This is a genomic window from Kosakonia pseudosacchari (assembly GCF_015167415.1).
Classification (GTDB): Bacteria; Pseudomonadota; Gammaproteobacteria; order Enterobacterales; family Enterobacteriaceae; genus Kosakonia; species Kosakonia pseudosacchari.
The window spans coordinates 1941830-1968712 of the sequence record NZ_CP063425.1 but is presented as its reverse complement, the minus strand read 5'-3'; the positions used below and the strand labels follow the sequence as shown (position 1 = coordinate 1968712).

27 protein-coding genes are annotated in these 26883 nt (G+C 54.7%); 17 read left to right on the top strand and 10 right to left on the bottom strand.

The genetic code is table 11. The annotated features are described in order from the left end of the window. Positions 1 to 416: 416 nt before the first annotated feature. The 4 genes from IP581_RS09190 to IP581_RS09175 all read left to right on the top strand — a co-directional run bounded on the left by IP581_RS09190 (position 417) and on the right by IP581_RS09175 (position 2659). The gene (locus tag IP581_RS09190) at positions 417 to 782 is read left to right on the top strand and encodes a hypothetical protein (RefSeq protein ID WP_228007854.1); all 366 of its coding nucleotides are present in this window, start codon (positions 417 to 419) and stop codon (positions 780 to 782) included. Continuing rightward, entirely contained in the window at positions 772 to 993 is a 222-nt protein-coding gene (locus IP581_RS09185; protein ID WP_193822666.1) for a TraR/DksA C4-type zinc finger protein, read from the top strand. The genes IP581_RS09190 and IP581_RS09185 overlap by 11 nt, the downstream gene beginning before the upstream one ends. Before the next feature lie 297 nt (positions 994 to 1290). Next, entirely contained in the window at positions 1291 to 1527 is a 237-nt protein-coding gene (locus tag IP581_RS09180; RefSeq protein WP_193822348.1) for an excisionase, read from the top strand. Beyond that, positions 1517 to 2659 carry a phage integrase Arm DNA-binding domain-containing protein gene (locus tag IP581_RS09175; protein WP_193822347.1) on the top strand — a complete coding sequence of 381 codons (1143 nt, stop codon included), beginning with the start codon at positions 1517 to 1519 and terminating at the stop codon, positions 2657 to 2659. Before IP581_RS09180 ends, IP581_RS09175 begins: the two co-directional genes overlap by 11 nt. 113 nt (positions 2660 to 2772) lie before the next feature. On the opposite strand, the gene icd is transcribed toward IP581_RS09175, so the two are convergent. Then, positions 2773 to 4023, bottom strand: coding sequence for an NADP-dependent isocitrate dehydrogenase (icd, locus tag IP581_RS09170; protein WP_086869660.1), 1251 nt, complete (start codon positions 4021 to 4023; stop codon positions 2773 to 2775). Positions 4024 to 4208: 185 nt separating this feature from the next. Here icd and rluE point away from each other — a divergent pair, with 185 nt between their 5' ends. From rluE to IP581_RS09130, 8 genes are all read left to right on the top strand, one after another. Further along, positions 4209 to 4856, top strand: coding sequence for a 23S rRNA pseudouridine(2457) synthase RluE (gene rluE, locus IP581_RS09165; RefSeq protein WP_086869964.1), 648 nt, complete (start codon positions 4209 to 4211; stop codon positions 4854 to 4856). 14 nt (positions 4857 to 4870) lie between these two features. Further along, positions 4871 to 5329, top strand: coding sequence for an NUDIX hydrolase (locus IP581_RS09160; RefSeq protein WP_086869662.1), 459 nt, complete (start codon positions 4871 to 4873; stop codon positions 5327 to 5329). A gap of 50 nt (positions 5330 to 5379) precedes the next feature. Continuing rightward, a complete protein-coding gene (gene mnmA, locus IP581_RS09155; protein WP_255253672.1) occupies positions 5380 to 6492 on the top strand; it encodes a tRNA 2-thiouridine(34) synthase MnmA in 1113 nt (370 codons plus the stop codon). A gap of 73 nt (positions 6493 to 6565) precedes the next feature. Then, entirely contained in the window at positions 6566 to 7195 is a 630-nt protein-coding gene (hflD, locus tag IP581_RS09150) for a high frequency lysogenization protein HflD (protein WP_020457488.1), read from the top strand. A gap of 19 nt (positions 7196 to 7214) precedes the next feature. Next, the gene (purB, locus tag IP581_RS09145; RefSeq protein ID WP_193822346.1) at positions 7215 to 8585 is read left to right on the top strand and encodes an adenylosuccinate lyase; all 1371 of its coding nucleotides are present in this window, start codon (positions 7215 to 7217) and stop codon (positions 8583 to 8585) included. Positions 8586 to 8723: 138 nt separating this feature from the next. Continuing rightward, positions 8724 to 9398 (top strand): two-component system response regulator PhoP, encoded by a 675-nt coding sequence (gene phoP / locus IP581_RS09140; RefSeq protein ID WP_017456462.1) that lies wholly within the window; start codon positions 8724 to 8726, stop codon positions 9396 to 9398. Continuing rightward, complete coding sequence (gene phoQ / locus IP581_RS09135) at positions 9395 to 10858, top strand: two-component system sensor histidine kinase PhoQ (RefSeq protein ID WP_193822345.1); 1464 nt, start codon at positions 9395 to 9397, stop codon at positions 10856 to 10858. The genes phoP and phoQ overlap by 4 nt, the downstream gene beginning before the upstream one ends. A 149-nt stretch (positions 10859 to 11007) precedes the next feature. Further along, positions 11008 to 12129 carry a ribosomal protein uL16 3-hydroxylase gene (locus IP581_RS09130; RefSeq protein WP_193822344.1) on the top strand — a complete coding sequence of 374 codons (1122 nt, stop codon included), beginning with the start codon at positions 11008 to 11010 and terminating at the stop codon, positions 12127 to 12129. Positions 12130 to 12177: 48 nt separating this feature from the next. Here IP581_RS09130 and pepT read toward each other — a convergent pair whose 3' ends face one another. Beyond that, positions 12178 to 13404, bottom strand: a complete 1227-nt coding sequence (gene pepT, locus IP581_RS09125) for a peptidase T (protein ID WP_193822343.1) — start codon at positions 13402 to 13404, stop codon at positions 12178 to 12180. A 290-nt stretch (positions 13405 to 13694) separates the two neighbouring features. Between pepT and potA the strand changes: the two genes are divergently transcribed. The 4 genes from potA to potD all read left to right on the top strand — a co-directional run bounded on the left by potA (position 13695) and on the right by potD (position 17622). Next, positions 13695 to 14813, top strand: coding sequence for a spermidine/putrescine ABC transporter ATP-binding protein PotA (gene potA, locus IP581_RS09120; RefSeq protein ID WP_086869670.1), 1119 nt, complete (start codon positions 13695 to 13697; stop codon positions 14811 to 14813). Continuing rightward, a complete protein-coding gene (gene potB / locus IP581_RS09115) occupies positions 14797 to 15654 on the top strand; it encodes a spermidine/putrescine ABC transporter permease PotB (protein ID WP_193822342.1) in 858 nt (285 codons plus the stop codon). The genes potA and potB overlap by 17 nt, the downstream gene beginning before the upstream one ends. Continuing rightward, positions 15651 to 16448, top strand: coding sequence for a spermidine/putrescine ABC transporter permease PotC (gene potC / locus IP581_RS09110; RefSeq protein ID WP_086869673.1), 798 nt, complete (start codon positions 15651 to 15653; stop codon positions 16446 to 16448). Before potB ends, potC begins: the two co-directional genes overlap by 4 nt. A 127-nt stretch (positions 16449 to 16575) precedes the next feature. Then, positions 16576 to 17622, top strand: coding sequence for a spermidine/putrescine ABC transporter substrate-binding protein PotD (gene potD, locus IP581_RS09105; protein ID WP_193822341.1), 1047 nt, complete (start codon positions 16576 to 16578; stop codon positions 17620 to 17622). 21 nt (positions 17623 to 17643) lie between these two features. Here potD and IP581_RS09100 read toward each other — a convergent pair whose 3' ends face one another. The 8 genes from IP581_RS09100 to lolC form a co-directional block, all read right to left on the bottom strand. After that, entirely contained in the window at positions 17644 to 18990 is a 1347-nt protein-coding gene (locus tag IP581_RS09100) for a sensor histidine kinase (protein WP_193822340.1), read from the bottom strand. Beyond that, entirely contained in the window at positions 18959 to 19645 is a 687-nt protein-coding gene (locus IP581_RS09095; protein WP_193822339.1) for a response regulator transcription factor, read from the bottom strand. Before IP581_RS09095 ends, IP581_RS09100 begins: the two co-directional genes overlap by 32 nt. After that, positions 19645 to 20406, bottom strand: a complete 762-nt coding sequence (locus tag IP581_RS09090) for a MipA/OmpV family protein (protein ID WP_193822338.1) — start codon at positions 20404 to 20406, stop codon at positions 19645 to 19647. Before IP581_RS09090 ends, IP581_RS09095 begins: the two co-directional genes overlap by 1 nt. A gap of 175 nt (positions 20407 to 20581) precedes the next feature. Next, positions 20582 to 21403, bottom strand: a complete 822-nt coding sequence (gene cobB / locus IP581_RS09085) for a Sir2 family NAD+-dependent deacetylase (protein WP_097400061.1) — start codon at positions 21401 to 21403, stop codon at positions 20582 to 20584. A 14-nt stretch (positions 21404 to 21417) separates the two neighbouring features. After that, the gene (nagK, locus tag IP581_RS09080) at positions 21418 to 22329 is read right to left on the bottom strand and encodes an N-acetylglucosamine kinase (protein WP_193822337.1); all 912 of its coding nucleotides are present in this window, start codon (positions 22327 to 22329) and stop codon (positions 21418 to 21420) included. A gap of 35 nt (positions 22330 to 22364) precedes the next feature. Next, positions 22365 to 23609 carry a lipoprotein-releasing ABC transporter permease subunit LolE gene (lolE, locus tag IP581_RS09075; protein WP_193822336.1) on the bottom strand — a complete coding sequence of 415 codons (1245 nt, stop codon included), beginning with the start codon at positions 23607 to 23609 and terminating at the stop codon, positions 22365 to 22367. After that, the gene (lolD, locus tag IP581_RS09070; RefSeq protein ID WP_193822335.1) at positions 23609 to 24310 is read right to left on the bottom strand and encodes a lipoprotein-releasing ABC transporter ATP-binding protein LolD; all 702 of its coding nucleotides are present in this window, start codon (positions 24308 to 24310) and stop codon (positions 23609 to 23611) included. The genes lolE and lolD overlap by 1 nt, the downstream gene beginning before the upstream one ends. Further along, a complete protein-coding gene (gene lolC / locus IP581_RS09065; RefSeq protein WP_086869692.1) occupies positions 24303 to 25502 on the bottom strand; it encodes a lipoprotein-releasing ABC transporter permease subunit LolC in 1200 nt (399 codons plus the stop codon). The genes lolD and lolC overlap by 8 nt, the downstream gene beginning before the upstream one ends. Positions 25503 to 25795: 293 nt before the next feature. On the opposite strand from lolC, the gene IP581_RS09060 reads away from it, so the two are divergent. Next, the gene (locus IP581_RS09060) at positions 25796 to 26869 is read left to right on the top strand and encodes an acyltransferase family protein (protein WP_193822334.1); all 1074 of its coding nucleotides are present in this window, start codon (positions 25796 to 25798) and stop codon (positions 26867 to 26869) included. Positions 26870 to 26883: the final 14 nt, after the last annotated feature.

The following is a 26883-nucleotide window of genomic DNA, read 5'->3' as shown; positions in this document are numbered from 1 at the left end:
CTGAGTGTCTGGTCGTTAATGCAAACCCATTCCGGAGCGCGCTTTCAATTATGTGGAGATGCCACAGGCGGTTGCAGCCGCCCGCTTCACTAAGCGCCCTGCTCAGGGCGTTTATTAAAGCGAACAGTCATTAATTATCGCCACCCGGCGAGGGATTCGTGCATCCAAAAATCGCGCTTTGCAGCGCGCAAAGGAGATACAACGCAATGAAACAAGAATTGGCATCAATGACCATTATCGAGCTGGTGAGAACCGCCAACAATTACGCCACCAGCATCAAGCAGACCGGAGTTTATTCGGACCTGATTAAAGAGCTGTCTTCTCGCCTTGAGGCGTTGAACCTCGCATACATCGCCCAGGTTCGTACTCAGTCAGCAACATCATCTGAATCTGAGCAGACACCAGCATCACCAGCAATCGCAGCGCTTCCAGTAGAACGCGATCAGTATGGTTACTGGACACACCCGGTATACGAGGAATTTTGCGATGGTCGCGAACATATTCCGACCACTGAATTTAACGCATGGATGAAAGCTAACGGGCTGGAATGGACAGTCGTTTATCGCGACGAGGAAGAGATGGATCCGACTGTCGATGGTTACGACATTTCGAAGTGGCAACCAGAAGCACCTGCCGGCGATGGCTGGTTTGTTGGTTCCATTCACGACACGGAAGATGGTGCGGTTTGCATCTGGCTTCGCAATAAATCCGCACCATCGCCTGAAGCTACTGCTATCGCCCGTCAGTTTGAGCAGATGAAGGAGATGCATGATGGCGGCTGAAATCATCGATCAGGCCAACGAACTGGTGGAGCAGAACATCAACCAGGCCATTCAGCGCATGCGTATCGACCGCAACGCTATATCAGCGGAACAATGTAGCGAGTGCGGCGAAGATATCCCTGCACAACGCCGTGCTGCTGTTCCCGGCTGCCAGACATGCACAGAGTGTCAGGGAATTATCGAATTAAAGCGCAGGCAAAGGGGGATTTGATGCCCAGCAAACTAAAACTGCGGCGACAACGTAGGCTGCGTGAAGATGTCGCATGGTGGCGCGCTGAGGCAATGGACTGCAAAGCGCGGCTGCTGGAACTGGCAAAACTACTGGAGGAAGCCAGGCGCCAGCGAGTTCCAATGCCGGTGCTGGTCCCTGCCCCGATCATGAAACAGGTGGCTCCGGCCACCAGCGAACCTGAAATTTGTTTGAAATGTAACGACGGCGCCAGGCTTGGCTGCTCGTCATGTGCGTACAGATTGAAATAGCCGGTTGCAGCCGGTAGTGGAGAAACTAATGTCACGAATGATCCCCCTACTCGACTGGGCGAAGGAAGAATTTGGAGATCTGGCTCCAAGCGAGCGCGTGTTGAAAAAATATGCCAAAGGTAAAATGATGGCTCCACCAGCAATAAAGGTAGGCCGGTGCTGGATGGTAGACCGCAGCGCGCGCTTTGTGGGTGTTCTTGCTGAACCAAAACTTCCTGTTACCGCTAGTCCAAAACTAAAACGGATTATTGCAGATGGCTGCTAGACCGCGTTCTCATAAAATCTCTATTCCAAACCTGTATTGCAAACTGGATAAGCGTACCGGGAAGGTTTACTGGCAATATAAGCACCCCATATCTGGCCGGTTCCACAGCCTCGGAACTGATGAAGCAGAAGCGAAACAAGTCGCTACCGAGGCCAACACGATCATTGCCGAGCAGCGCACCAGACAGATACTCAGCGTTAACGATCGTCTGGCACGGATGAAGGGTAAGAGAACTGACATTACTGTAACTGAATGGCTCGATAAATATATCGCCGTCCAGGAGGAACGGTTCCAGCATAAAGAGTTAAGGCTCAATTCGTTAAAACAAAAAAATAAACCTGTTCGTTTATTTCGCGAGCATTGCGGGATGCAGCATTTAAAAGATATCTCAGCACTGGATATTGCAGAGATTATCGATGCCGTAAAAGCTGAAGGCCATAACCGCATGGCTCAAGTGGTTCGCATGGTACTTATCGACGTGTTCAAGGAAGCACAGCACAGCGGTCACGTGCCGCCGGGATTTAACCCGGCACTTGCCACAAAACAGCCGAGAAACAGAATTCAGCGACAACGCTTATCCCTTGAAGAATGGAACACCATATTTCTGGCAGCGGAAAGGCAGGAGCCATATCTCCAGTGCGGGATGTTACTTGCTATTGTCACTGGCCAACGGCTCGGCGATATCAGCAAGATGAAATTCACAGATATCTGGGACGATATGTTACATGTGGAGCAGGAAAAAACAGGTTCACGGCTGGCTATCCCACTGGATTTAAAATGTGAGGCTATTGGGCTTTCTCTTCGGGAAGTAATATCTAAATGCCGCGATGCCGTTGTCAGTAAATATCTGGTGCATTTCAGACATACCACCTCCCAGGCAAAAAGAGGGGATCGGGTTTCAGGTAATGCATTAACAACCACGTTTAAAAAAGCACGAGATAAATGTGGACTGGAATGGAATAAAGGAGAAGCACCAACATTTCATGAACAGCGTTCTCTTTCAGAAAGACTATATAGAGAACAAGGTCTCGATACGCAGAAACTACTGGGGCATAAATCAAGAAAAATGACCGATAAATATAATGACGATCGCGGTAAAGACTGGACAATTGTTGGTACGAAAACGGGTTAATTTCCGTCCAGTTTTGGGGAAGGGTTTTGGGGAAAGTTTTGGGGAAGAATTTCTCAGAGCCGAAAAAAACGGGAACCAAGCGGCTCCCGTTCTAGTTTTAACCGCGAGGCGGATTACATGTTCGCGATAATCGCGTCACCAAACTCTGAACATTTCAGCAGCTTAGCGCCTTCCATCAGACGTTCGAAATCGTAGGTCACGGTTTTGGCGTTGATCGCGCCGCTCATGCCTTTAACGATCAGGTCAGCCGCTTCAACCCAGCCCATGTGACGCAGCATCATCTCCGCAGAGAGGATCACCGAACCCGGGTTCACTTTGTCCTGACCTGCGTACTTCGGCGCGGTGCCGTGAGTCGCTTCGAACAGCGCGCACTCGTCACCGATGTTCGCGCCAGGGGCGATACCGATACCGCCAACCTGTGCCGCCAGGGCGTCGGAGATGTAGTCACCGTTCAGGTTCATACAAGCGATAACGTCGTATTCTGCCGGGCGCAGCAGGATCTGTTGCAGGAACGCATCGGCAATCACATCTTTAATGATGATCTCTTTGCCGGTTTTCGGGTTCTTGATTTTCTGCCACGGGCCGCCATCGATCAGCTCGCCACCGAACTCTTCGCGTGCCAGCTGGTAGCCCCAGTCTTTAAACGCGCCTTCGGTGAACTTCATGATGTTGCCTTTGTGCACCAGCGTTACAGAATCACGGTCATTAGTGATTGCGTATTCAATCGCAGCGCGCACCAGGCGCTTGGTGCCTTCTTCGGAGCACGGCTTGATACCGATACCGCAATGTTCCGGGAAGCGAATTTTCTTCACGCCCATCTCTTCGCGCAGGAATTTGATCACTTTCTCTGCTTCCGCAGAGTCGGCTTTCCACTCAATACCCGCGTAAATATCTTCTGAGTTTTCACGGAAGATGACCATGTCGGTCAGTTCCGGGTGTTTTACCGGGCTCGGCGTACCTTCGTAGTAACGTACCGGGCGCAGACAGATGTACAGATCCAGCTCCTGGCGCAGCGCAACGTTCAGGGAACGAATGCCACCGCCGACTGGCGTAGTCAGGGGGCCTTTAATCGCAACGCGATAATCACGAATCAGATCAAGTGTTTCAGGCGGCAGCCAGACGTCCTGGCCGTAAACATGGGTAGATTTCTCACCGGTATAAATTTCCATCCAGGAAATTTTACGCTCGCCCTTATAGGCTTTCTCCACAGCGGCATCCACCACTTTCAGCATCGCCGGGGTCACGTCCACGCCGATACCGTCACCTTCAATGAACGGGATAATCGGGTTATTCGGAACGTTGAGCTTGCCATTTTGCAGGGTGATCTTTTTACCTTCCGCCGGAACAACTACTTTGCTTTCCATTCACCTCTCCTTCGAGCGCTTCTGGTTGTTTGCTCGCTGACTTCATGCCGGGGCGCTCAGACTGCGTCCGCTCACCTGTTACGTGATTCACACAGAGCAAACCGTTTTTGTTAATGAATTGTAATGAGCCCGAACATACTAACCGATAGTCAGGCTCCATGAAAGGCAATCGTGATTCAGCTATAATGCGGCAATTGATAACTACTGAAAATACCATGAACAAAACTTCTTTTAGAAATCACCGCCTTAAGCGATTCAGCTCACGACAAGCCACCAGGCCTGAACCACAAAACCAACCAAAACGCGTGATTCTGTTCAATAAACCCTACGATGTTTTGCCGCAATTCACCGACGAAGCCGGGCGCAGTACGCTAAAAGATTTTATTCCGGTGCAGGGTGTGTACGCCGCGGGTCGCCTGGATCGCGACAGCGAAGGGCTGCTGGTGCTGACAAATGACGGCGCGTTACAGGCAAGCCTGACGCAACCTGGCAAACGTACCGGCAAAATCTATTACGTGCAGGTGGAAGGCGAACCAACGCTGGACGCCATTGAAGCGCTGCGCACCGGGGTGACGCTGAACGACGGCCCGACATTGCCAGCAGGCGTTGAACGCGTCGAGGAGCCGGGCTGGTTGTGGCCACGTAATCCGCCGATTCGCGAGCGCAAATCGATTCCGACAGCCTGGCTGAAAATCACCCTGTATGAGGGTCGTAACCGCCAGGTGCGGCGCATGACTGCGCATGTTGGCTTCCCTACCCTGCGCCTCATCCGCTACGCTATGGGAAACTACACGCTGGATAATCTCGCCACAGGCGAATGGCGTGACGCTTAATCAGGGAGGCAATGATGTTTAAACCCCATGTGACTGTCGCTTGCGTGGTACACGCGCAGGGTAAATTTCTGGTCGTTGAAGAAACCATTCGCGGCAAGGCGCTGTGGAATCAGCCCGCCGGCCATCTCGAAGCCGACGAAACCCTGCTGCAGGCAGCAAAGCGCGAGCTGTGGGAAGAGACCGGCATTCACGCCGAGCCGCAGCATTTTATCCGGATGCACCAGTGGCTGGCACCTGATCACACGCCGTTCCTGCGTTTTTTGTTTGCCGTAGAGCTTAACGAAATGTGCGCCACTGCGCCGCATGACAGCGACATCGATTGCTGCCACTGGGTCACCGCTGACGAGATCCTCAACGCGCCAAACCTGCGTTCGCCGCTGGTTGCGGAGAGCATTCGCTGCTACCAGACCGGTAAGCGCCTGCCGCTGGAAACCATCGCCGAATTTAACTGGCCGTTTACAGGGGATGCCTGAGCCGCCAGCCCGTGCTAGAATACGCCGCCCTGAAGTTCTTAGTCGCGAGTATTCTTATGTCTGATAGCCCAAAAAAAGTGATCGTCGGCATGTCCGGCGGTGTCGACTCTTCCGTTTCCGCTTACCTGTTGCAACAACAAGGTTACAAGGTGGAAGGCCTGTTCATGAAGAACTGGGAAGAGGATGACGGCGAGGAATACTGCACTGCGGCGGCGGATCTTGCCGACGCGCAGGCCGTTTGCGACAAGCTCGGCATTGAGCTTCACACCGTCAATTTCGCTGCAGAATACTGGGACAACGTGTTCGAGCATTTTCTGGCTGAATATAAAGCCGGACGTACGCCGAACCCGGATATTCTGTGCAACAAAGAGATCAAATTTAAAGCCTTCCTTGAGTTCGCTGCCGAAGATCTGGGCGCCGACTATATTGCCACCGGCCACTATGTGCGCCGCGCCGATGTTGACGGCAAAAGCCGCCTGTTGCGCGGTCTTGATGGCAATAAAGACCAAAGCTACTTCCTTTACACCCTCGGTCATGAGCAAATCGCCCAGAGCCTGTTCCCGGTCGGCGAACTTGAAAAGCCGCAGGTGCGTAAAATCGCCGAAGAACTAGGTTTGGTGACGGCGAAGAAAAAAGACTCGACCGGTATCTGCTTTATTGGTGAGCGTAAGTTCCGCGAATTCCTTGGCCGCTATCTGCCCGCTCAGCCGGGTAAAATCCTCACCGTTGACGGCGAAGAGATCGGCGAGCATCAGGGGCTGATGTATCACACGCTCGGCCAGCGTAAAGGGCTGGGCATCGGCGGGACCAAAGATGGCAGCGAAGAGCCGTGGTACGTGGTCGATAAAGATGTTGAAAACAATATCCTGATTGTCGCCCAGGGACACGATCACCCGCGCCTGATGTCTGTCGGGCTGATCGCGCAACAGTTGCACTGGGTCGATCGCGAGCCGCTGCAAGGCACGCTGCGCTGCACGGTAAAAACGCGTTATCGCCAGGAAGATATTCCCTGCACGGTTACCGCGCTGGATGATGATCGCATTGATGTGCGCTTCGATGAACCGGTTGCCGCCGTTACACCGGGGCAATCAGCGGTGTTCTACCTGGGCGAAGTATGCCTCGGTGGCGGCATTATTGAGCAGCGCCTGCCGCTGCCCCTTTAAAAGACCTTTTGCACAACCGGACTGGCCAACGCCCGCAGCAACGATGTGCTGACGGGCAGATAAAGGAGTGAGTGTGGCGAAGAACTATTACGATATAACCCTGGCGCTGGCGGGAATTTGCCAGTCGGCTCGTCTGGTGCAGCAACTGGCGCACCAGGGGCATTGTGACGCGGATGCGCTGCATGTCTCGTTAAATAGCGTAATCGACCTGAACCCGGACTCCACCTTAGGCGTCTTTGGCGGCAGCGAAACCAACCTGCGTACCGGGCTGGAAACGCTGCTCGGCGTGCTGAACGCCAGTAACCGCCAGGGCCTGAACGGTGAGCTGACCCGCTACACGCTCAGTATGATGGTGCTGGAGCGTAAGCTCGCCGCCAGCAAAGGCGCGATGGAGACGCTCGGTAACCGCATTGCTGGCTTGCAACGCCAGCTTGAGCATTTTGACCTGCAGTCAGAAACGCTGCTCAGCGCTATGGCCGCCATCTATGTAGACGTTATCAGCCCGCTGGGACCGCGAATTCAGGTCACCGGCTCGCCTGCCGTGCTGCAAAGCCCGCAGGTGCAGGCGAAAGTCCGCGCCACCTTGCTGGCCGGTATTCGCGCTGCGGTGCTGTGGCACCAGGTTGGCGGCGGTCGTCTACAGTTAATGTTTTCCCGAAATCGCCTGTCGACGCAGGCCAAACAAATTCTCGCTCATTGTTAACCTCCCGGAGTTGTGACTTATGGAATTATCCTCCCTGACCGCCGTTTCCCCTGTCGATGGACGCTACGGCGATAAAGTCAGCGCACTGCGCGGGATCTTCAGCGAATTCGGTTTGCTGAAATTTCGCGTTCAGGTTGAAGTACGCTGGCTGCAAAAACTGGCGACCCACGCGGCGATCAAGGAAGTTCCTGCTTTTGCTGCCGACGCAAACGGTTACCTCGATAAAATCGTTGAGGACTTCAACGAAGAAGACGCTGCACGCATCAAAACCATCGAACGCACCACTAATCACGACGTGAAAGCGGTGGAGTATTTCCTGAAAGAGAAAGTGGCGGGGATCCCGGCGCTGCACGCTGTTTCTGAATTTATCCACTTCGCTTGTACCTCAGAAGACATCAACAACCTGTCTCACGCGCTGATGCTGAAAACCGCGCGCGACGAGGTGATCCTGCCGTACTGGCGCAAGATCATTGAGGCGGTGAAAGATCTGGCCGTTCAGTATCGTGATATCCCCCTGCTCTCCCGTACTCACGGTCAGCCGGCAACGCCGTCGACGCTGGGTAAAGAGATGGCGAACGTGGCTTATCGTATGGAGCGCCAGTTCCGCCAGCTTAACCAGGTAGAAATTCTGGGCAAAATCAACGGTGCGGTCGGCAACTATAACGCCCATATCGCCGCTTACCCGGAAGTGGACTGGCATCAGTTCAGCGAAGAGTTTGTCACTTCGCTGGGTATTCAGTGGAACCCGTACACCACGCAGATTGAGCCGCATGACTATATTGCCGAGCTGTTTGACTGCATGGCACGTTTCAACACGATCCTTATCGATTTCGACCGTGATGTCTGGGGTTACATTGCGCTGAACCACTTCAAGCAGAAAACCATCGCCGGCGAAATTGGTTCTTCAACCATGCCGCACAAAGTTAACCCGATCGATTTTGAAAACTCAGAAGGCAACCTTGGGCTGTCCAACGCCGTGTTGCAGCACCTGGCCAGCAAACTGCCGGTTTCCCGCTGGCAGCGCGATCTGACCGACTCCACCGTGCTGCGTAATCTTGGCGTAGGCGTGGGTTATGCGCTGATCGCTTACCAGTCGACGCTGAAAGGCGTGAGCAAACTGGAAGTAAACCGCGACCGCCTGCTGGACGAGCTGGACCATAACTGGGAAGTGCTGGCTGAGCCGATCCAGACCGTAATGCGCCGCTACGGCATCGAAAAACCGTACGAAAAACTGAAAGAGCTGACGCGCGGTAAACGCGTTGATGCTGAAGGTATGAAACAGTTTATCGACAGCCTGGCGCTGCCGGAAAACGAAAAAGAGCGCCTGAAGGCGATGACCCCGGCCAACTATATTGGTCGAGCCATCGCTATGGTTGATGAGTTGAAATAATCCCCCGCCGTTGCTGTTAGCCCTCTTTCCGCCGCGAAAGAGGGTTTCTTTCTCCCCCGGTTTAAGAAATGTTTATCCCCTGCGCACCACAATCAGCGTTAAACTATTTATATCAAAAATATATGGAGAGTTCTGACGATGCGCGTACTCGTTGTGGAAGATAATGCTCTGTTGCGTCACCATTTAAAGGTTCAGTTGCAGGAGTTAGGACATCAGGTCGACGCCGCAGAAGATGCAAAGGAAGCGGATTACTTTCTTAACGAACATCTGCCGGACATCGCCATTGTCGATCTCGGCTTGCCGGATGAAGATGGTCTGTCGCTGATTCGCCGCTGGCGCAGCCATGACGTCACGCTGCCGGTGCTGGTGCTTACCGCGCGTGAAGGCTGGCAGGATAAAGTGGAAGTGCTGAGCGCAGGTGCTGATGACTATGTCACCAAACCGTTCCACATCGAAGAAGTGGTCGCGCGTATTCAGGCGCTGATGCGCCGCAACAGCGGTCTCGCGTCTCAGTTGATCTCAATGCCGCCGTTCCAGGTCGATCTCTCCCGCCGCGAACTCTCCATCAATGACGACGTGGTAAAACTTACCGCTTTCGAATACACCATTATGGAAACGCTTATCCGCAACAGCGGCAAAGTGGTCAGTAAAGATTCGCTGATGCTGCAGCTTTACCCTGACGCTGAACTGCGCGAAAGCCACACTATCGACGTTTTGATGGGGCGGTTACGTAAGAAAATCCAGACGCTCTATCCTGACGACGTTATCACTACCGTGCGCGGCCAGGGCTACCTGTTCGAACTGCCGAAATGAGACGCCTGCTGCGGCATTTTCTGCCGCTTTCTTTGCGGGTGCGCTTTTTACTCGCCACGGCCGCCGTCGTGATGGTGCTTTCTCTGGCCTACGGTATGGTGGCGCTGGTGGGTTATAGCGTCAGCTTTGACAAAACGACCTTCCGCCTGCTGCGTGGCGAGAGCAACCTGTTTTATACCCTGGCGCACTGGGATAACAATAAACTCAGTGTGGATCTGCCTGACACCCTCAATTTGCAAAGCCCGACGGTGGCGCTGATTTACGATCAGCAGGGTAATCTTATCTGGTCGCAGAAAGACGTACCGTGGCTGCAAAATCTCATTGAGCCGGACTGGCTTACCGCTAACGGCTTTCATGAGATAGAAGCCGATGTCGATAACAGTAGTACGCTGATTGATGACGACCACTCGGTTGCCCAGAAGCTGAAAGAGATCCGCGAAGATGACAGCAGCTCCGAAATGACCCACTCGGTAGCGGTGAATATCTACCCGGCAACGGCGCACATGCCGCAGTTAACCATTGTGGTGGTCGATACCATCCCAATTGAGCTTAAACGCTCTTATATGGTGTGGAGCTGGTTCGTTTACGTGCTCGCCGCCAACCTGCTGTTAGTCGTGCCGCTGTTGTGGCTGGCGGCGTGGTGGAGCTTGCGGCCCATTGAAGATCTGGCGCGCGAAGTGCGCGAGCTGGAAGAGCACCATCGTGAGCAGCTCAATCCGGAAACCACCCGCGAACTCACCAGCCTGGTGAGCAATCTCAACCGGTTGTTAAAAAGCGAACGCGAACGGTACGACAAATACCGCACCACCCTCACCGATTTGACTCACAGCCTGAAAACACCGTTAGCGGTGCTGCAAAGTACCTTGCGATCGCTGCGCGGCGAGAAAATGACCGTCAGCGACGCTGAACCGGTGATGCTGGAGCAAATCAGCCGGATATCCCAGCAAATTGGTTACTACCTGCACCGGGCAACCATGCGCGGTTCCAGTGGTTTGCTCAGCCGGGAACTGCACCCGGTCGCTCCCCTGCTCGACAGCCTGACCTCAGCGCTGAATAAAGTTTATCAGCGCAAAGGCGTCAATATTACGCTCGATATTTCACCGGAAATCAGTTTCGTCGGTGAGAAAAACGACTTTATGGAAGTGATGGGCAACGTGCTGGATAACGCCTGCAAATACTGCCTGGAGTTTGTCGAAGTCTCTGCCCGGCAAAGCGATGATACGCTGCATATTCTGGTGGAAGACGATGGCCCTGGCATTCCGGCGGCGAAACGCGAGATGGTATTTGATCGCGGGCAGCGCGCCGATACGTTACGCCCCGGCCAGGGCGTTGGGCTTGCTGTGGCGCGAGAAATTGTGGATCAGTACGAAGGGCAAATCCTGACCGATGAAAGCCTGCTCGGTGGTGCAAAAATGGAGGTAATTTTTGGCCGTCAGCAGACGATAGTCGGCAACGATTAATCTTTCACCGTCACAACGCGGGCAAAAAGAACAAAAAGGAGCCATATGGCTCCTTTTTACTTTTATGTCACATCGTTACGCAGACAAAATGACATATCAGCATTACTATGATCCTTTATTCAGCCACTGATTATTTGCCGGAAACGCATATGGAATATCACGTAGAGATAAACTGGCCAGACTTTATTCAACGCTACTGGCAAAAACGCCCGGTGGTGCTGAAGCGTGGCATTAAAAATTTCGTCGACCCGATAAGCCCCGATGAGCTGGCAGGGTTGGCAATGGAAAATGAAGTAGACAGTCGGCTGGTCAGCCATCTTGATGGCAAATGGCAGGTCGGGCATGGCCCTTTCGAGAGTTACGATCACCTGGGCGAGAATAACTGGTCGCTGCTGGTGCAGGCGGTGAACCACTGGCATCAGCCGGCCGCAGCACTGATGCGCCCGTTCCGCGTGCTGCCTGACTGGCGCACAGACGATCTAATGATCTCATTCTCAGTGCCCGGCGGCGGCGTTGGCCCGCATCTCGATCAGTATGATGTGTTTATCATTCAGGGAACCGGCCGTCGCCGCTGGCGCGTCGGCGATAAAACGCCGCTCAAGCAGCACTGTCCGCACCCGGATCTGCTTCAGGTCGATCCGTTCGAAGCCATTATTGATGAAGAGATGGAGCCGGGCGATATCCTCTATATTCCGCCTGGATTCCCGCACGAAGGCTATTCGCTGGAAAATTCATTGAACTACTCGGTGGGCTTCCGTGCGCCAAGCGGTCGCGAGCTAATCAGCGGCTTCGCCGATTATGTCCTGCAACGCGAACTGGGCAGCCAGCGTTACAGCGATCCGGACGTGCAGTTGCGCGATCATCCGGCAGATATTTTGCCGCACGAACTGGATAGACTGCGCGCAATGATGCTGGAGCTGATTAATCAACCGGAGCAGTTCAGGGAGTGGATGGGGGAATTTATCTCCCAGTCACGTCACGAGCTGGATGTCGCGCCGCCAGAGCCGCCTTACCAACCGGATGAGATTTACGATGCGCTGCAACAAGGCGACAAACTGGTGCGCCTTGGCGGCTTGCGCGTATTGCGCATCGGTGAAGATGTGTTCGCCAACGGCGAGCGGATCAACTCGCCGCACCGCCCGGCGCTGGAGGCACTCGCCAACCATATCGTGCTGACGGGAGAGCTGCTCGGCGATGCGCTGGAAGATCCCTCGTTCCTCGCCATGCTGGCGGCGCTGGTTAACAGCGGTTACTGGTTCTTTGAAGATTAATGCCTGAGGTTGCCCGGAGGCGCTTGCCACCGGGCAATATGAGAAGATTTATTCAGCTTTGGCGGTCAGTTCGGCGATACGTACAATCACCTGCACCGCTTTTTCCATGCCTTCCAGCGTCACAAACTCATGTTTGCCGTGGTAGTTATAGCCGCCGGTAAACAGGTTGGGACACGGTAACCCCATAAACGAAAGCTGCGCCCCGTCGGTACCGCCGCGAATCGGTTTCAGATCAGGCTCAATGTCGCAGTCGCGCATGGCCTGTTGCGCCACTTCCAGAATGTGCGGAAACTCGACCACTTTCTCATGCATATTGTAATAGCTGTCTTCAATCACCAGTTCGATATAGCAGTCCGGGTGCAGACCCTTGCCGACTTTTTTGGCGATCTCCATCATTTTACGTTTACGCGCTTCGAAGTTTTTGCGGTCAAAATCGCGAATGATGTAGTGCATGTCGGCGCGATCAACCGTGCCTTTTATGCTGGTGAGATGGTAAAACCCTTCGTAGCCCTCGGTCTGTTCCGGGCTCTCCTCTTCCGGCACCAGCGCGTGAATTTTGCTGGCGAGCGTCAAGGCGTTAACCATTACCCCTTTCGCCGTACCGGGATGCACGTTATTGCCAACAATCTTTATATTCACCGAGGCAGCGTTGAAGTTCTCAAACTCCAGCTCACCTACGCCGCCGCCATCAACGGTATACGCCCATTTCGCGCCAAATTTCTCTACGTCGAAATATTTTGCCCCTTTGCCCACTTCTTCATCCGGCGTAAAAGCGACGCAAATATCACCGTGCGGAATATTTTTCTTTTTCAGCACCGCCAGCGCGGTCATGATTTCAGCGACGCCGGCTTTATCGTCCGCGCCAAGCAGCGTTTTGCCGTCGGTGGTGATCAGCGTCTGGCCCAGCATCTGGTGCAGCACCGGGAACATCACCGGCGAGAGGATCTCATCGCCAACCCCTAGCGCAATGTCGCCGCCGCGATAGTTTTCAACGATTTGCGGGTTAACATTCTTGCCGCTGTAATCCGGCGAGGTGTCGACATGAGAAATAAAACCGATGGCCGGAACTGGCATTTGCACATTCGACGGCAGTTTCGCCATCACCGTGCCTTTATCGCTTAATGTCACATTCTCCAGCCCCATCTCTTCCAGCTGGTTCTGAAGTAAACGCAGGAGCTTCCATTGGCCGTCTGTGCTCGGCACCTGGCGGACGCCGGGCTTTGATTGAGTATCCAGAGAAACGTACTGCAAAAAACGCTCTAATAATTTGTCCATGAAGCCCCCCTACAAAATGTCACAACATTATCAGTAAGCGCGAAAAGACAAATATTGCGTCAGGTCACTTTTACCCCGTAAACGGCAATATTTTCAAAATCGCGCGCAACGTAGTCAGTATTGTTGAGAACATGCGGTGCTGCGCGGTGAAAAGCGAACAACAATTGGCGATTTCATGGGTTTGCCGTAGAATGCCAGCCCTTAAATCGTGCACAACCCTGAAGGTGGTTCATCACAAACCCCGCATCGGATATCACTTTTGATGCGCAAACACGGGACAGAGTAAATAATTGAACACACAATCGCGTTCGCGTTCACCGCTGGTGCAACTGGCCGGTATTCGCAAAAGCTTTGATGGCAAAAATGTCATTTCTGATTTCAATCTCACCATCAATAACGGCGAATTTCTGACGCTGCTTGGCCCTTCTGGCTGCGGTAAGACCACGGTTCTGCGCCTGATCGCCGGGCTGGAAAGCGTTGATGCCGGCCATATCCATCTTGATGCCCAGGATATTACCCACGTTCCGGCAGAACACCGCCATGTGAATACCGTTTTTCAAAGTTACGCCCTCTTTCCGCATATGACCGTGTTCGAAAACGTGGCATTTGGCCTGCGGATGCAAAAAACCCCGGCGCAAGAAATTACGCCGCGCGTCACCGAAGCACTGCGCATGGTGCAGCTTGATGAGTTCGCCCAGCGTAAACCGCACCAGCTTTCCGGCGGTCAGCAACAGCGTGTCGCCATTGCCCGCGCGGTAGTGAATAAACCGCGTTTACTGCTGCTGGATGAGTCCCTCTCCGCGCTCGATTATAAGCTGCGCAAGCAGATGCAGAACGAACTGAAAGCGTTGCAGCGTAAGCTCGGTATCACTTTTGTCTTTGTGACCCACGATCAGGAAGAAGCGCTGACCATGTCAGATCGCATCGTGGTGATGCGCGACGGGCGCATCGAGCAGGACGGCACGCCGCGCGAAATTTATGAAGAGCCGAAAAACCTGTTTGTCGCCAGTTTTATTGGCGAAATCAATATTTTCAGCGCCACGGTGATTGAGCGTCTGGACGACAGCCGTGTGCGGGCAAATGTCGAAGGCCGCGAGTGTAATATCTATGTCAACTTCGCGGTGGAAAAAGGTCAGCGGTTGAACGTGCTGCTGCGCCCGGAAGATCTGCGCGTCGAAGAGATCCATGATATTGCCGAAGCCGAAGGGCTGATTGGCTATGTGCGCGAGCGTAACTACAAAGGGATGACGCTGGAATCCATGGTCGAGCTGGAAAACGGCAAAATGGTAATGGTCAGCGAGTTCTTTAATGAAGACGATCCGGATTTTGACCATTCGCTGGACCAGAAAATGGCCATCAACTGGGTAGAGAGCTGGGAGGTCGTACTGGCTGATGAAGAGTACAAGTAAATTCCAGAAGGGCGTGATCGCGACCATCGTTGGTTGGCTTGTACTGTTTGTTTTTCTGCCCAACCTGATGATCATCGCCACCAGCTTTTTGACCCGCGACGACGCTAACTTCGTCAAGCTGGTCTTTACGCTGGATAACTACGCCAGGCTACTCGATCCGCTCTATTTCGACGTGCTGTTGCACTCGCTCAACATGGCATTTATCGCCACGCTGGCGTGTCTGGCGCTGGGCTATCCGTTTGCCTGGTTTCTGGCGAAACTGCCGGCCAGGGTGCGCCCGTTACTGCTGTTTTTGCTGATTGTCCCCTTCTGGACCAACTCGCTGATCCGCATCTATGGGCTGAAAATTTTCCTCAGCACCAAAGGGTATCTTAACGAGTTCCTGCTGTGGCTGGGCATTATTGATACGCCGCTGCGCATTATGTTTACCCCCGGCGCGGTGATTATCGGGCTGGTTTACATTCTGCTGCCGTTTATGGTGATGCCGCTCTACTCCAGCATCGAAAAGCTTGATAAACCGCTGCTGGAAGCGGCAAAAGATCTCGGTGCCAGCAAGCTGCAAACCTTTATCCGCATCATTATTCCGCTGACGATGCCCGGGATCGTCGCCGGTTGTTTGCTGGTGATGCTGCCTGCGATGGGGCTGTTTTACGTCTCGGATTTGATGGGCGGCGCAAAAAACCTGCTGGTCGGTAACGTGATTAAGAGCCAGTTCCTGAACATTCGCGACTGGCCGTTTGGGTCGGCAACCAGCATCACGCTGACCATCGTGATGGGGCTGATGCTGCTGGTTTACTGGCGCGTCGCGCGATTGCTGAATAAAAAGGTGGAGCTCGAATGATGGGTCGACTGCTGCGCGGCGGTTTTATGACCGCCATTTACGCTTACCTTTATATCCCGATCATTATTTTGATCGTCAACTCCTTTAACAGCTCGCGTTTTGGCATCAACTGGCAGGGCTTTTCCACCCAGTGGTACAGCCTGTTGATAAATAACGACAGCCTGCTGCAGGCGGCGCAGCACTCCCTGACGATGGCGGTGCTGTCGGCAACGTTCGCAACACTGATTGGCTCACTGACCGCCGTGGCGCTTTACCGCTACCGTTTTCGCGGCAAACCCTTTGTCAGTGGCATGCTGTTTGTGGTGATGATGTCGCCGGATATCGTGATGGCAATTTCACTGCTGGTGCTGTTTATGCTGCTCGGCGTGCAACTGGGTTTCTGGTCGCTGCTGTTTTCGCATATCACCTTCTGCCTGCCGTTTGTGGTGGTCACGGTGTTTTCACGGCTGAAAGGGTTTGATGTACGGATGCTGGAAGCGGCCAAAGATCTGGGTGCCAGCGAGATGACTATTTTGCGCAAAATCATCCTGCCGCTGGCGATGCCCGCTGTCGCCGCTGGCTGGCTGCTAAGCTTTACTCTGTCGATGGATGACGTCGTGGTTTCCTCTTTCGTCACCGGGCCAGGGTATGAAATTCTGCCATTAAAGATTTACTCGATGGTCAAAGTCGGCGTCTCACCGGAAGTGAACGCGCTGGCGACGATCCTGCTCGTGCTATCGCTGGTGCTGGTCATTGCCAGCCAGTTGATTGCGCGTGATACGACGAAAACAAAAAGCCTGCCTCGCCAGGCGTAATGGATGCAGCCAGTTCGGGCGAACAGCGCACAGACGCCGCAGAACGTTAGGCGTTCGGGCACTGTCCCGACCCGGAATGGCAAATAAAATAGCCTGCAAGACAGGCGCAAACTCAGGGGACGTTTGAATGAAAAAATGGTCACGCCACCTGCTCGCGGCGGGCGCACTTGCCCTCGGCATGAGCGCCGCACACGCCGACGACAACAAAACACTCTACTTCTATAACTGGACCGAGTATGTGCCGCCGGGCCTGCTGGAACAGTTCACCAAAGAGACCGGCATCAAGGTTATCTATTCAACCTATGAGTCGAATGAAACCATGTACGCCAAGCTCAAAACGTACAAAGAAGGTGCGTACGATCTGGTCGTTCCGTCGACCTACTTTGTCGACAAAATGCGCAAAGAGGGCATGATTCAGAAGATCGATAAAACGAAGCTGACTAACTTCCATAATCTCGATCCGCAAATGCTGAACAAGCCATTTGATCCCAACAATGATTACTCCATTCCGTACATTTGGGGCGCGACGGCGATTGGCGTCAACAGCGACGCCATCGATGCGAAAACCATCACCAGTTGGGCAGATCTGTGGAAACCGGAATACAAAAGCAGCCTGCTGTTAACCGATGATGCGCGCGAAGTGTTCCAGATGGCACTGCGCAAACTCGGTTATTCCGGCAACACCACCGATGTGAAAGAGATTGAAGCGGCTTATAAAGAGCTACAAAAACTGATGCCGAACGTGGCGGCGTTTAACTCCGATAATCCGGCGAACCCGTATATGGAAGGCGAAGTGAACCTTGGTATGGTGTGGAACGGTTCCGCCTGGGTTGCGCGCCAGGCGGGAACGCCGCTGGATGTGGTGTGGCCAAAAGAAGGCGGTATTTTCTGGATGGACAGCTTAGCGATCCCCGCTAATGCGAAAAACGTCGACGGTGCGCTGAAGCTGATTAACTTCCTGTTGCGCCCGGAAATCGCGAAACAGGTCGCGGAAACAATCGGTTACCCGACGCCAAACCTGGCGGCGCGTAAGCTGCTCAAACCTGAAGTGGCAAATGATAAATCCCTCTATCCGGATGCCGGGACCATCGAGAAAGGTGAATGGCAAAACGATGTTGGCAGCGCCAGCGCCATTTATGAAGAGTATTACCAGAAGTTAAAAGCGGGTCGTTAACGCTATCGTCGACCGGGTGGCTCACCCGGTCGACACTGTCAGAAGCAACCCCGGGCAGGCATTTTCCGCCTGCAACGTCCAGCCGTGCGCCAGCGCAATTTCATGGCAAATCGCCAGCCCCAGTCCCGCCCCGCTATCGCGTCGATGCGCGCCGCGCCAGAAGCGCGAAAACAACAGTGGCAAGTCGTCTTCCGCCACGCCCGGCCCCACATCGCGCACCGTAAACCCCTTTTCGCTGACGGCGATATGCACTGCCGTACCGGGCGGCGCATGCTGGATAGCGTTCTCGATCAAGTTTTTAAGCAGGGTAAATAACGCCCCGCGATCGGCGCGCCAGCGCAGCGCATCGCCAGCCGTTGATAAGATCAACGAAACCTGCGCGTCTAACGCGATACGCTGAAGAAACTGCACGCTATCGCGGGCAATCGCCTTCACATCAACCAGAGCAAACTGGTAGCTAAGCGGTTCGCTGGCCTCTGCCAGCAGTAATAATTGCTGAACCTGACGCGCCAGATGTTCAACCTGCAACAACAGCGGCTCGCGTGCGTCGCGCTGTTGATCCATCAGTTCAACTTCCGCGCGTATCAGCGTCAGCGGCGTTTTTAACTCATGCGCCGCTTTCGCCAGAAAATCCTGCTGATTGCGATACCCCTTCTCCAGTCGCGCCAGCACCTGGTTGAAGCTGTCAATCAGCGGCAAGATCTCTGTCGGCACACCGCGCGTTTGCAGACGCGCATCCAGCGAGCGCGGCGAGATAAGCGCCGCCTCCGTCGACACATTGCGCAGCGGCTTCAGGGAATATTTCAGCGTCACCCACGCACAAAGCCCGAACACCACCAGCAGCACCAGGCTGAACAACTCAATACCGAAGCGGATAAACGGTAAGGCAAAACCGCGATGCAGAAAGTCGATAATGCGCGAGCTGGCGGCCATCTGGATCCACCAGGTTTTGCCTGCAAGTACATACGGTTCGCTCGCGCCATCGTAAATCATGCCGTTAAGCGTAAATTTAAAATCTCGGGCTATTTGCGGTGTCAGCGTCGGCCAGTGCTGCGCGCCGGGCGACATCAGCACGACTCGTCCTTCTGCATCCAGCACGCGATAAGCCACATCATCGGTAATGCTCTGGTAAATCCACAGTGGAAACTGGTCGCCGTTGTTGAACCCAATCGGCAGGCCGCGTGAGTCAAACTGCAACTCCTTCGCCAGCCTGTGGGTGTAATCAGAAAGATCCATCCCCGGCAAGCGCTCTTTCACCACCCGACCCGACAGCACCAGTAATGCAATACTCAGCAGCGCCCCGGCGATAAACGCCAGCAGGATCTTCAGCGCAAGGCTATTCAACCAACGTTTTTTCCCGGATGGCATAGCCCAGTCCCCTGAGGTTAACAATCTGCAGGCGCGAACCAATCGCCGCTAACTTGCGCCTTAACCGGTGCAGCGCGACGTCGAGCGCGTTTGGCGTCACCGCATCGCTTAAGCCCCATCCGGCGGCTTCCATCCGGCTGCGGCGCACTACACCGCCCTGCTTGCCCACCAGCGCTAACATGATTTGCAGCTCCGCAGGCGCCAGCGCAATGTGCTGTTCGCCACACTGCATAATGCTGGCTTCCGGCGAGAGAGTGACATCTCCCCACGCCGGTTGCAGGGGCTGGCTTTGCGCCGGACGGCGCAATAAAGCGCGTACGCGCGCCACCAGTTCCTCCATGGCAAACGGCTTGGCGAGATAGTCATCCGCGCCCGCCTCCAGCCCTTCGACGCGATCGTGCAGCGCATCGCGGGCAGTGAGGATCAAACAGGGGAGCGCGACCTGCGCCTGACGCAGACGATGCAACAGCTGGAGACCGTCGCCATCGGGCAGGCCGCGATCGAGCACCAGCGCCTGGTAGGAGACCTGTGCTATCGCCGTCCACGCCGCATCGCCGCGCCCGACGATATCTGCCGCGATCCCCGCCGCCGCCAGCCCTTTGGCAATCAGGCGCGCCAGATGGTCGTGATCTTCAATCAGTAATATTCGGCTCATCAGAAATAGTACATATAACTCATAAAGATGCGGTTCTCGTTAGTCCTGTCCACCAGCGGGCTGTCCTTAATTTCTGACGCCAGCAGCGTCATTTCCACATCAACCATCAACGCGTGATGCGCATTGAACGCGTACAGGCCGCGTACGCCCATTTCGGTGTTAAGCGTGGTATCCGCGCGGTATGCTGGCCGCCACGGACGTGCTTCGCTGCGGCGCACGCCGTAGTAGTAATCGACATAGTTGCTGTTATAACGGCTGGCGACCAGGCGCGGCGTCAATGTCAATTGCTCACTCAGATGCCAGCTTTTTTCTGCGCCCAGACGTAAACGTTGCCCGCTGCTGTTGCCGGAAAGATCGTGCGTCCAGTCGGCAAACAGATCCACCACCGGGTTTTGCCACTCAATGCCCGCCCCGCCCCAGAATCCGCCTTTGCGTTTCGCCATCCCTTTCAGGATATCGGCATCATCGGACGAATAGCCTGCGCCGTCGTAACGGGCTATTAGACCGAAATTGAGCTGTTGGGTTTCACTCAGATGCAGCGCGGGCAATTTAACTTCAGCCGTCGTGCCTGAGAAGTGGAAATAACGGTTTTCATAATGCAGAACCGGGATTGGGGTGTACTGCCGGTTACTATCCTGGTAAGGCTTTTGCGTGCTAATGACGCCGACGCCAACTCCCCAAACCGGCTGTTCTTCGGCCTGAGCGACAAAGACAACAGAGACGAGACTTGCTGCGACAATACAACGAGGCACAACACCCATAATGATGCTCCTGTTAGCGGTGGAAACGCTATCATCAGGGGTGTTGTCTTACGGGGAACTTACCGGGGATGTTCACGGGTGCCACAAGCTGGCGTGTAGCGATCGGGTCAATAAGCGGTCAGCAAAAAGCGCGGTAAACCGCCATCCTCGTAGCTAAAAAGGATGGCGGCGATGATTAAAGCTTTTTCAGCAGCTTTTCGACATATTCCGGTACGACCTGGCTTGCCAGCCCGTAATGTTTCTCTTCAAACTCGCTGCCGACCTGGCTCGGTTCGAGGTTCAGCTCTACGGTATGCGCGCCCTGCAGTTTCGCTTCATGCACAAACCCGGCAGCTGGATAGACATGCCCGGAGGTGCCAATGGCGATAAACACATCCGCCATTGCCAGCGCGCTGTAAATCTCGTCCATCCCCAGCGGCATTTCGCCAAACCATACTACATGCGGGCGCAGCGGCGCCGGAAACTGGCAGCAGTGGCATTTGTCATCATGAGTGACATCGCCCGTCCACGCCAGCACCTGCCCACTTTGCGAACAGCGCACTTTTAACAGCTCGCCATGCATATGGATAATGTTTTTATTGCCCGCGCGTTCGTGCAGGTTGTCGATGTTTTGCGTGATCAGTAAAAAGCGATCGCCCAGCGCCTGCTCCAGCTTCGCCAGCGCCAGATGCGCGGCATTCGGCACAATCTCCGGCAGTTGCAGTTGCCTGCGCCGATCGTTATAGAAGGTTTGCACCAGTTGCGGGTTGCGGGCGAAACCTTCCGGTGTCGCCACATCTTCAACATGATGCTCTTCCCACAGCCCGTCTGCCGCGCGGAAGGTTCGAATACCGGATTCAGCGGAAATACCCGCTCCCGTCAGAACGACGACTCTTGGTTTTTCCATTACGCCTGTCACCATTGTGTCTCTGAAAAAAATTCGCTGACGTAAGCGCTCGCGCAAACGGCGCTTGTTACGGCGAAAACGGCTGAGACGATGTGAACGTCGCGATTGCATAGCATCCTCTCAGATTAGTCAGTGAGGTGAAGAAAGGCCGCGCCGCGCATCCCGCCCGCATCGCCGTGGCGCGCGCGTTCGATACGCGGTACATCGCCTGCCGGTAACAGATGCGGCGCAATACGCGCTGGCAGTAGCCGGGTCAGCGCGCTGAAATTCGATAAACCGCCGCCAATCACCAGCAGATCCGGGTCAACGATGGTCAGGATATTGCCCAGACACACCGCCAGCAAATCCACGTAGCGTTCCACATGTGCCAGTGCCTTCGCCTCTCCCTGTTCCCAGCGCGTAATGATTTCCGGCGCTGACAAGGATTGATGATAGAAGTGTCGGTACAGCCACGCAAAACCGCGACCTGAGAGATAGTTTTCAATACAGCCGATTTTTCCGCAGCCGCAGCGGGTCAGCGGAAAATCAAAACCCATCAGTCCCAGCGCATCCACCGGCAAGCGGATATGCCCAAATTCGCCAGTGATAAAGCGACGACCGGTAACAGATTTCCCGTTCACCACCAGCCCACCACCAACGCCGGTGCCGAGGATTAACCCCATCACCAGCGGATACTGACGGAATTCGTCATCCCAGGCTTCTGAAAGCGTAAAGCAGTTGGCGTCGTTGTCGATACGCACATTGCGCTCAAGCAACGCAGTGAGGTCAGCGCGCAGCGGTTGACCGCTGGCGGCGGGAAGATTAGCGGCATAGAGCGTGCCGTCGGCGGTTTCCGGCATGCCGGGAATACCGACGCCGACGCTGCCTTTGACACCGAAGTGCGCATCCGCTTCGGCAACCAGATCGGCAATGACGCGCAGAAACGCCTGATAGCTGTCGTGCGGGGTGGCGACGCGCTTTTCCCACTGTAAGCGTCGGTTGGCGTCAAAGACGCCCAACGCGATTTTACTGCCGCCGATATCAAATCCGTAATTCATTGCCACTCCTTCGTTGTGGCCCGTTCCACGCGAAATTACTGCCCGCTCAGCACTCTGGCGGGATCAATATTGCTCGCCCGGCGCGCCGGATACCAGCTTGCCAGCAGGCTTAGCGCCAGCGCCGTCACCAGCACATAGACGACATCCAGCGGGTGCAGCTCCGATGGCAGGAAATCGATAAAGTAGATATCTCCCGACAGGAACTGATGGCCGAGAAGCGTCTCAATCACGTTAATAATTGGCGTTAATTGCAGCGACACGACCACGCCGATCACCACACCGCTGATGCTACCAAGCAGGCCCGCCAGCAGGCCGTACCAGACGAAAATGGCGCGGATAAACCCATCTTTCGCCCCGAGCGTACGCAGCACGGCAATATCGCCGCTCTTGTCTTTTACCGCCATGACCAGCGTCGAGACAATGTTAAAACAAGCCACACCAATCACTAACACCATCGCCAGATACATTATGGCGCGGATCATCTGAATGTCGCGATACATGTAGCCGTACTTGCCGATCCAGCTTTTGATATAGACGTAGCTGTTGGTCACTTCACCCGCGTCGCGCACCAGTTTGTTGGCGTTAAACACATCATTCACTTTGATGTCGATGCCGGTAACACTGCCGCCCATATCCAGATACTGCTGCGCGTCCTGCATGGGGATCATCGCATAGCTGTGATCAAGCTGACCGCTCAGTTGCAGAATGCCCGTTACGTGCAGGCGCACGCGTTTGGGTTGCAGCAGTTTATGCGCGTCGTCAGAGTTAGGGATCATGATGGAGACCCAGTCGCCCTGCTTCACTTTCAGCGCATCGGCCACGCCTTTACCCAGAATGATTTGCTGCTCACCGGCACGGAAATTTTGCCAGGCACCGCCCTGTACAAATTTCGGCAAGGCGCTGAGCTGCGTTTCCTGCGCCGGGTCAACGCCTTTCACCTGAATCGCGCGCAGGTTCGCACCGCTTTCCACCAGCCCGGTAAAATTAATATAGGGCGCAGCGGCGGCAATGCCCGGCACTTTTTTCACTTTTTCCAGCGCCGTGTCCCAGTTAGTCCACGGCTGATTCACCGGCTCAATTTCACCGTGCGGCACCACCGCCAGAATGCGGTTGTTCAGTTCACGTTCGAAACCGTTCATCGCGCTTAAACCGACAATCAGCACCGCCACGCCCAGCGCGATACCAACGGTGGAGATCACCGAAATCAGTGACACCATCCCGCCACGACGGCGACCACGGCTAAAACGCAGCGCAATCAGTAAAGAGAGAGGGGAAGCCATTACTCGGCCCCCATCAGGGTGACGTCAGTATTCAGGCGGCCATCGCGCATTTCCAGTTGGCGATTCATCCTTTTCGCCAGTTGTAAATCATGCGTCACCACGAGGAAAGCCGTGCCCTGCATTTTGTTCAACTCGCCCAGCAGTTCGAAAATGCTGTCGGCGTTACGCGCATCGAGGTTCCCGGTCGGTTCATCTGCCAGCACCAGGCGCGGATTGTTGACCAGCGCGCGGGCAATCGCCACACGCTGGCGTTCACCGCCGGAAAGCTCGGAGGGACGGTGGCTGGCACGATGTTCAAGCCCAACCGCGCGCAGCATTTCCCGGGCACGTTCATTAATTTCCGCCGGTTTCTTTTTGCCAATCAACAGCGGCATTGCCACGTTTTCCAGCGCGGTGAAGTCCGGCAACAAATGGTGGAACTGGTAGATAAAACCTAATTCCCGGTTACGCAACTCCGCTTTGGCGGTCGAGGAGAGTTTGCTCATCGGCTGGTCACGGAAAATCACATCGCCGGAAGTAGGCGTATCCAACCCGCCCAACAGGTGTAACAGCGTACTTTTACCGGAGCCGGAGCTGCCGACAATCGCCATTAACTCCCCTTCCGCCATGCTAAAGCTGACATCGTGCAGAACGTCGGTTTGCACACTGCCTTCCTGATAGCGTTTGCACAGGTTGTCGCATTGCAACAGGATCTTATTCATAACGTAAAGCCTCGGCGGGTTGAGTGGCGGCAGCGCGCCAGGAAGGATAAAGCGTAGAGAGCAGCGCGATGGCCATTGCCACCAGCGCAATACCAATCACCTGTAGCGGCTCAATCGCCACCGGCAGGGCTGCGCCATCAAGAAACGCGCCGATAATCGGCATTAAATTATTCAACTGGCTGGCAAGCAGCGCCCCCAGCCCGGCACCCAGCAGCGCGCCAATGATCCCGGCGCTCGCCCCTTGCACCATAAACACCAGCATGATCTGCCGTGGTGTTAAGCCCTGGGTTTGTAAAATCGCAACCTCGCCCTGCTTTTCCATCACCATCAAACCCAGCGAGGTAATAATATTGAAGGCCGCCACGGCGATGATCAGGCTCAGCAGCAGCCCCATCATATTTTTTTCCATCCGCACCGCCTGGAACAGCTCGCCTTTACGATCGCGCCAGTCCTGCCATTTGGTGCCTTCCGGCAATTTCTGCTGGCTGAGCACATCGACTTTCAGCGGCTCGTTCAACCATAAACGCCAGCCGGTGATATTCCCCGCCGGGTAGCGCATCAGGCGTGAAGCGTCATCAATATTGACCAGCATCTGGTATTCGTCGACTTCGCTGTTCGCCGCAAATGTACCAATCACGGTAAACAAACGCTGGCTCGGCAAGCGGCCCATCGGCGTAAACTGGCTGGCGGACGGCACCATCACGCGAATTTGATCGCCACGGTTTACGCCCAACTGACCGGCCAGTTGCTCGCCGAGGATAATGTTGTATTTGCCCGCTTGCAGGTCGCTTTGTTTGACATTCACCAGATATGGCGTCAGCGGATCGTTTTGTGCCGGATCGATGCCCATCATGACACCCACCGCAACGCTGCGCGCGCTCTGCAGCACCACATCACCGGTGGTGAGCGGCGCGATACGCGTCACTCCCTGCAATTTGACCTCGCTTGCCGGGAGCTGCGCGGGATTCAGTGAGCCGTTTTGCGTGGTGAGAGTGGCCTGCGGCATCAGCCCCAGGATGTTGTTTTGTAGCTCGCGCTCAAAGCCATTCATCACCGATAACACCGTTACCAGCGCCATAACACCGAGGGTGATGCCAATGGTTGACAGCCAGGAGACAAAGCGGCCGAAGCGGTCCGCTGCGCGCCCGCGCATATAGCGCAGGCCTATGAAAAGAGTGACAGGCTGGTACATGAAATCCGTCTGGTTGCTGATAGCAGAGAGAGGAGTATATAAGCGAAAGCACAGAGCGTAAATGAGTGAAACGGTAAGTATTCGTCAGACAGATAAGGAAAAATTCCGTGAAATCAAACCAATAAATAACCGTCAGCCCGTTTGCATTACCGTTTGTTTGTACGGCTGTTAACCGCGCAGTTCCTCTCGCCTTAATCCGAAAATGAACAAATACAGACACTTCCCCAATACATCCCTCTCCTGCCTGACCAGGATCAACGGCCAGAATTATGGCAAAACAGGCAACAACGTTAATGAAACAGAAAGCATTATGGATTAATCAAATCAAAGGGTTATGTATTTGTCTGGTCGTGGTTTATCACTCAGTCATCACGTTTTACCCGCACCTTTCGACTTTCCAGCATCCGTGGTCGCAAACGCTCTCTAAGTGCTGGATTTATTTCAACCTTTATCTCGCGCCGTTTCGTATGCCGGTGTTCTTTTTCATTTCCGGCTATCTCATTCGCCGTTATATAGACGATGTGCCGTGGAAAGAAACGCTCGATAAGCGTATCTGGAGCATCGTCTATGTGCTGGCGCTGTGGGGCCTGCTGCAATGGGCAGGCTTAAGCCAGATTAATGACTGGCTCGCGCCGCAGCGCGATCTGAGTAATGCCGCTAATGCGGCTTATGCGGAGAACTGGCGCGAATTCGCGCAGGGTATGCTCACCGCCAGCACCAGCTTGTGGTATCTCTATGCGCTGGTGGTCTACTTCACGCTTTGTAAGCTGTTCAGTCACTGGAAAGTGCCACTATTAGCGCTGATGATTCTGGCAAGCCTGGCGATTAATTACCTGCCACTGCCGTGGTGGGGGATGAACAGCGTGGTGCGCAATATGATTTTTTATTCGCTCGGCGCCTGGTATGGGGCAAGCGTGATGGAGTGGGTCAAAACCGTGTCGCTCCGCCGTTACGGGTTACTGTTTGCGCTGGCGGCGGTAGTGGCTTTCGGGCTGTGGATGTTCAATATGCCCCTGCCGCTGTGCCTGCTTTCTATCGTGGGCATTATGCGTTTGTTCCAGGCGCTGGAGCAGCGTTTTCCACCCAACGAAAAGAGCCTGCTGAACGTGGTCGGCTCTAATACGCTGGCGATTTATACCACCCACCGCATTCTGATTGAAGCCATCAGCCTGGCGCTGCTCAAGCCGATGAACGCGGGCGCGTGGCCGCAAACGGTCGAGCTGGCGCTACTGTTGGTCTATCCGTTTGCCACGTTACTGATTTGTACGCTGGTTGGGCTGATGGTGCGAAAATTGTCGTCGGCGCTGTTCGCCGATCTCTTTTTCACGCCGCCAACGAAACATCTCACGGCGGTGCAAGCGCGTTAATCCTGCGCGTCGTA

What these genes read in the sequence shown, in the direction of transcription:
- IP581_RS09185 (WP_193822666.1), top strand. Translation starts at nt 772, where the DNA reads ATGGCGGCTGAAATCATCGATCAGGCCAACGAACTGGTGGAGCAGAAC.
- IP581_RS09180 (WP_193822348.1), top strand. Translation starts at nt 1,291, where the DNA reads ATGTCACGAATGATCCCCCTACTCGACTGGGCGAAGGAAGAATTTGGA.
- IP581_RS09175 (WP_193822347.1), top strand. Translation starts at nt 1,517, where the DNA reads ATGGCTGCTAGACCGCGTTCTCATAAAATCTCTATTCCAAACCTGTAT.
- icd (WP_086869660.1), bottom strand. Translation starts at nt 4,023, where the DNA reads ATGGAAAGCAAAGTAGTTGTTCCGGCGGAAGGTAAAAAGATCACCCTG.
- rluE (WP_086869964.1), top strand. Translation starts at nt 4,209, where the DNA reads ATGCGGCAATTGATAACTACTGAAAATACCATGAACAAAACTTCTTTT.
- IP581_RS09160 (WP_086869662.1), top strand. Translation starts at nt 4,871, where the DNA reads ATGTTTAAACCCCATGTGACTGTCGCTTGCGTGGTACACGCGCAGGGT.
- purB (WP_193822346.1), top strand. Translation starts at nt 7,215, where the DNA reads ATGGAATTATCCTCCCTGACCGCCGTTTCCCCTGTCGATGGACGCTAC.
- phoP (WP_017456462.1), top strand. Translation starts at nt 8,724, where the DNA reads ATGCGCGTACTCGTTGTGGAAGATAATGCTCTGTTGCGTCACCATTTA.
- phoQ (WP_193822345.1), top strand. Translation starts at nt 9,395, where the DNA reads ATGAGACGCCTGCTGCGGCATTTTCTGCCGCTTTCTTTGCGGGTGCGC.
- IP581_RS09130 (WP_193822344.1), top strand. Translation starts at nt 11,008, where the DNA reads ATGGAATATCACGTAGAGATAAACTGGCCAGACTTTATTCAACGCTAC.
- pepT (WP_193822343.1), bottom strand. Translation starts at nt 13,404, where the DNA reads ATGGACAAATTATTAGAGCGTTTTTTGCAGTACGTTTCTCTGGATACT.
- potB (WP_193822342.1), top strand. Translation starts at nt 14,797, where the DNA reads ATGAAGAGTACAAGTAAATTCCAGAAGGGCGTGATCGCGACCATCGTT.
- potC (WP_086869673.1), top strand. Translation starts at nt 15,651, where the DNA reads ATGATGGGTCGACTGCTGCGCGGCGGTTTTATGACCGCCATTTACGCT.
- potD (WP_193822341.1), top strand. Translation starts at nt 16,576, where the DNA reads ATGAAAAAATGGTCACGCCACCTGCTCGCGGCGGGCGCACTTGCCCTC.
- IP581_RS09100 (WP_193822340.1), bottom strand. Translation starts at nt 18,990, where the DNA reads ATGCCATCCGGGAAAAAACGTTGGTTGAATAGCCTTGCGCTGAAGATC.
- IP581_RS09095 (WP_193822339.1), bottom strand. Translation starts at nt 19,645, where the DNA reads ATGAGCCGAATATTACTGATTGAAGATCACGACCATCTGGCGCGCCTG.
- IP581_RS09090 (WP_193822338.1), bottom strand. Translation starts at nt 20,406, where the DNA reads ATGGGTGTTGTGCCTCGTTGTATTGTCGCAGCAAGTCTCGTCTCTGTT.
- cobB (WP_097400061.1), bottom strand. Translation starts at nt 21,403, where the DNA reads ATGCAATCGCGACGTTCACATCGTCTCAGCCGTTTTCGCCGTAACAAG.
- nagK (WP_193822337.1), bottom strand. Translation starts at nt 22,329, where the DNA reads ATGAATTACGGATTTGATATCGGCGGCAGTAAAATCGCGTTGGGCGTC.
- lolE (WP_193822336.1), bottom strand. Translation starts at nt 23,609, where the DNA reads ATGGCTTCCCCTCTCTCTTTACTGATTGCGCTGCGTTTTAGCCGTGGT.
- lolD (WP_193822335.1), bottom strand. Translation starts at nt 24,310, where the DNA reads ATGAATAAGATCCTGTTGCAATGCGACAACCTGTGCAAACGCTATCAG.
- lolC (WP_086869692.1), bottom strand. Translation starts at nt 25,502, where the DNA reads ATGTACCAGCCTGTCACTCTTTTCATAGGCCTGCGCTATATGCGCGGG.
- IP581_RS09060 (WP_193822334.1), top strand. Translation starts at nt 25,796, where the DNA reads ATGAAACAGAAAGCATTATGGATTAATCAAATCAAAGGGTTATGTATT.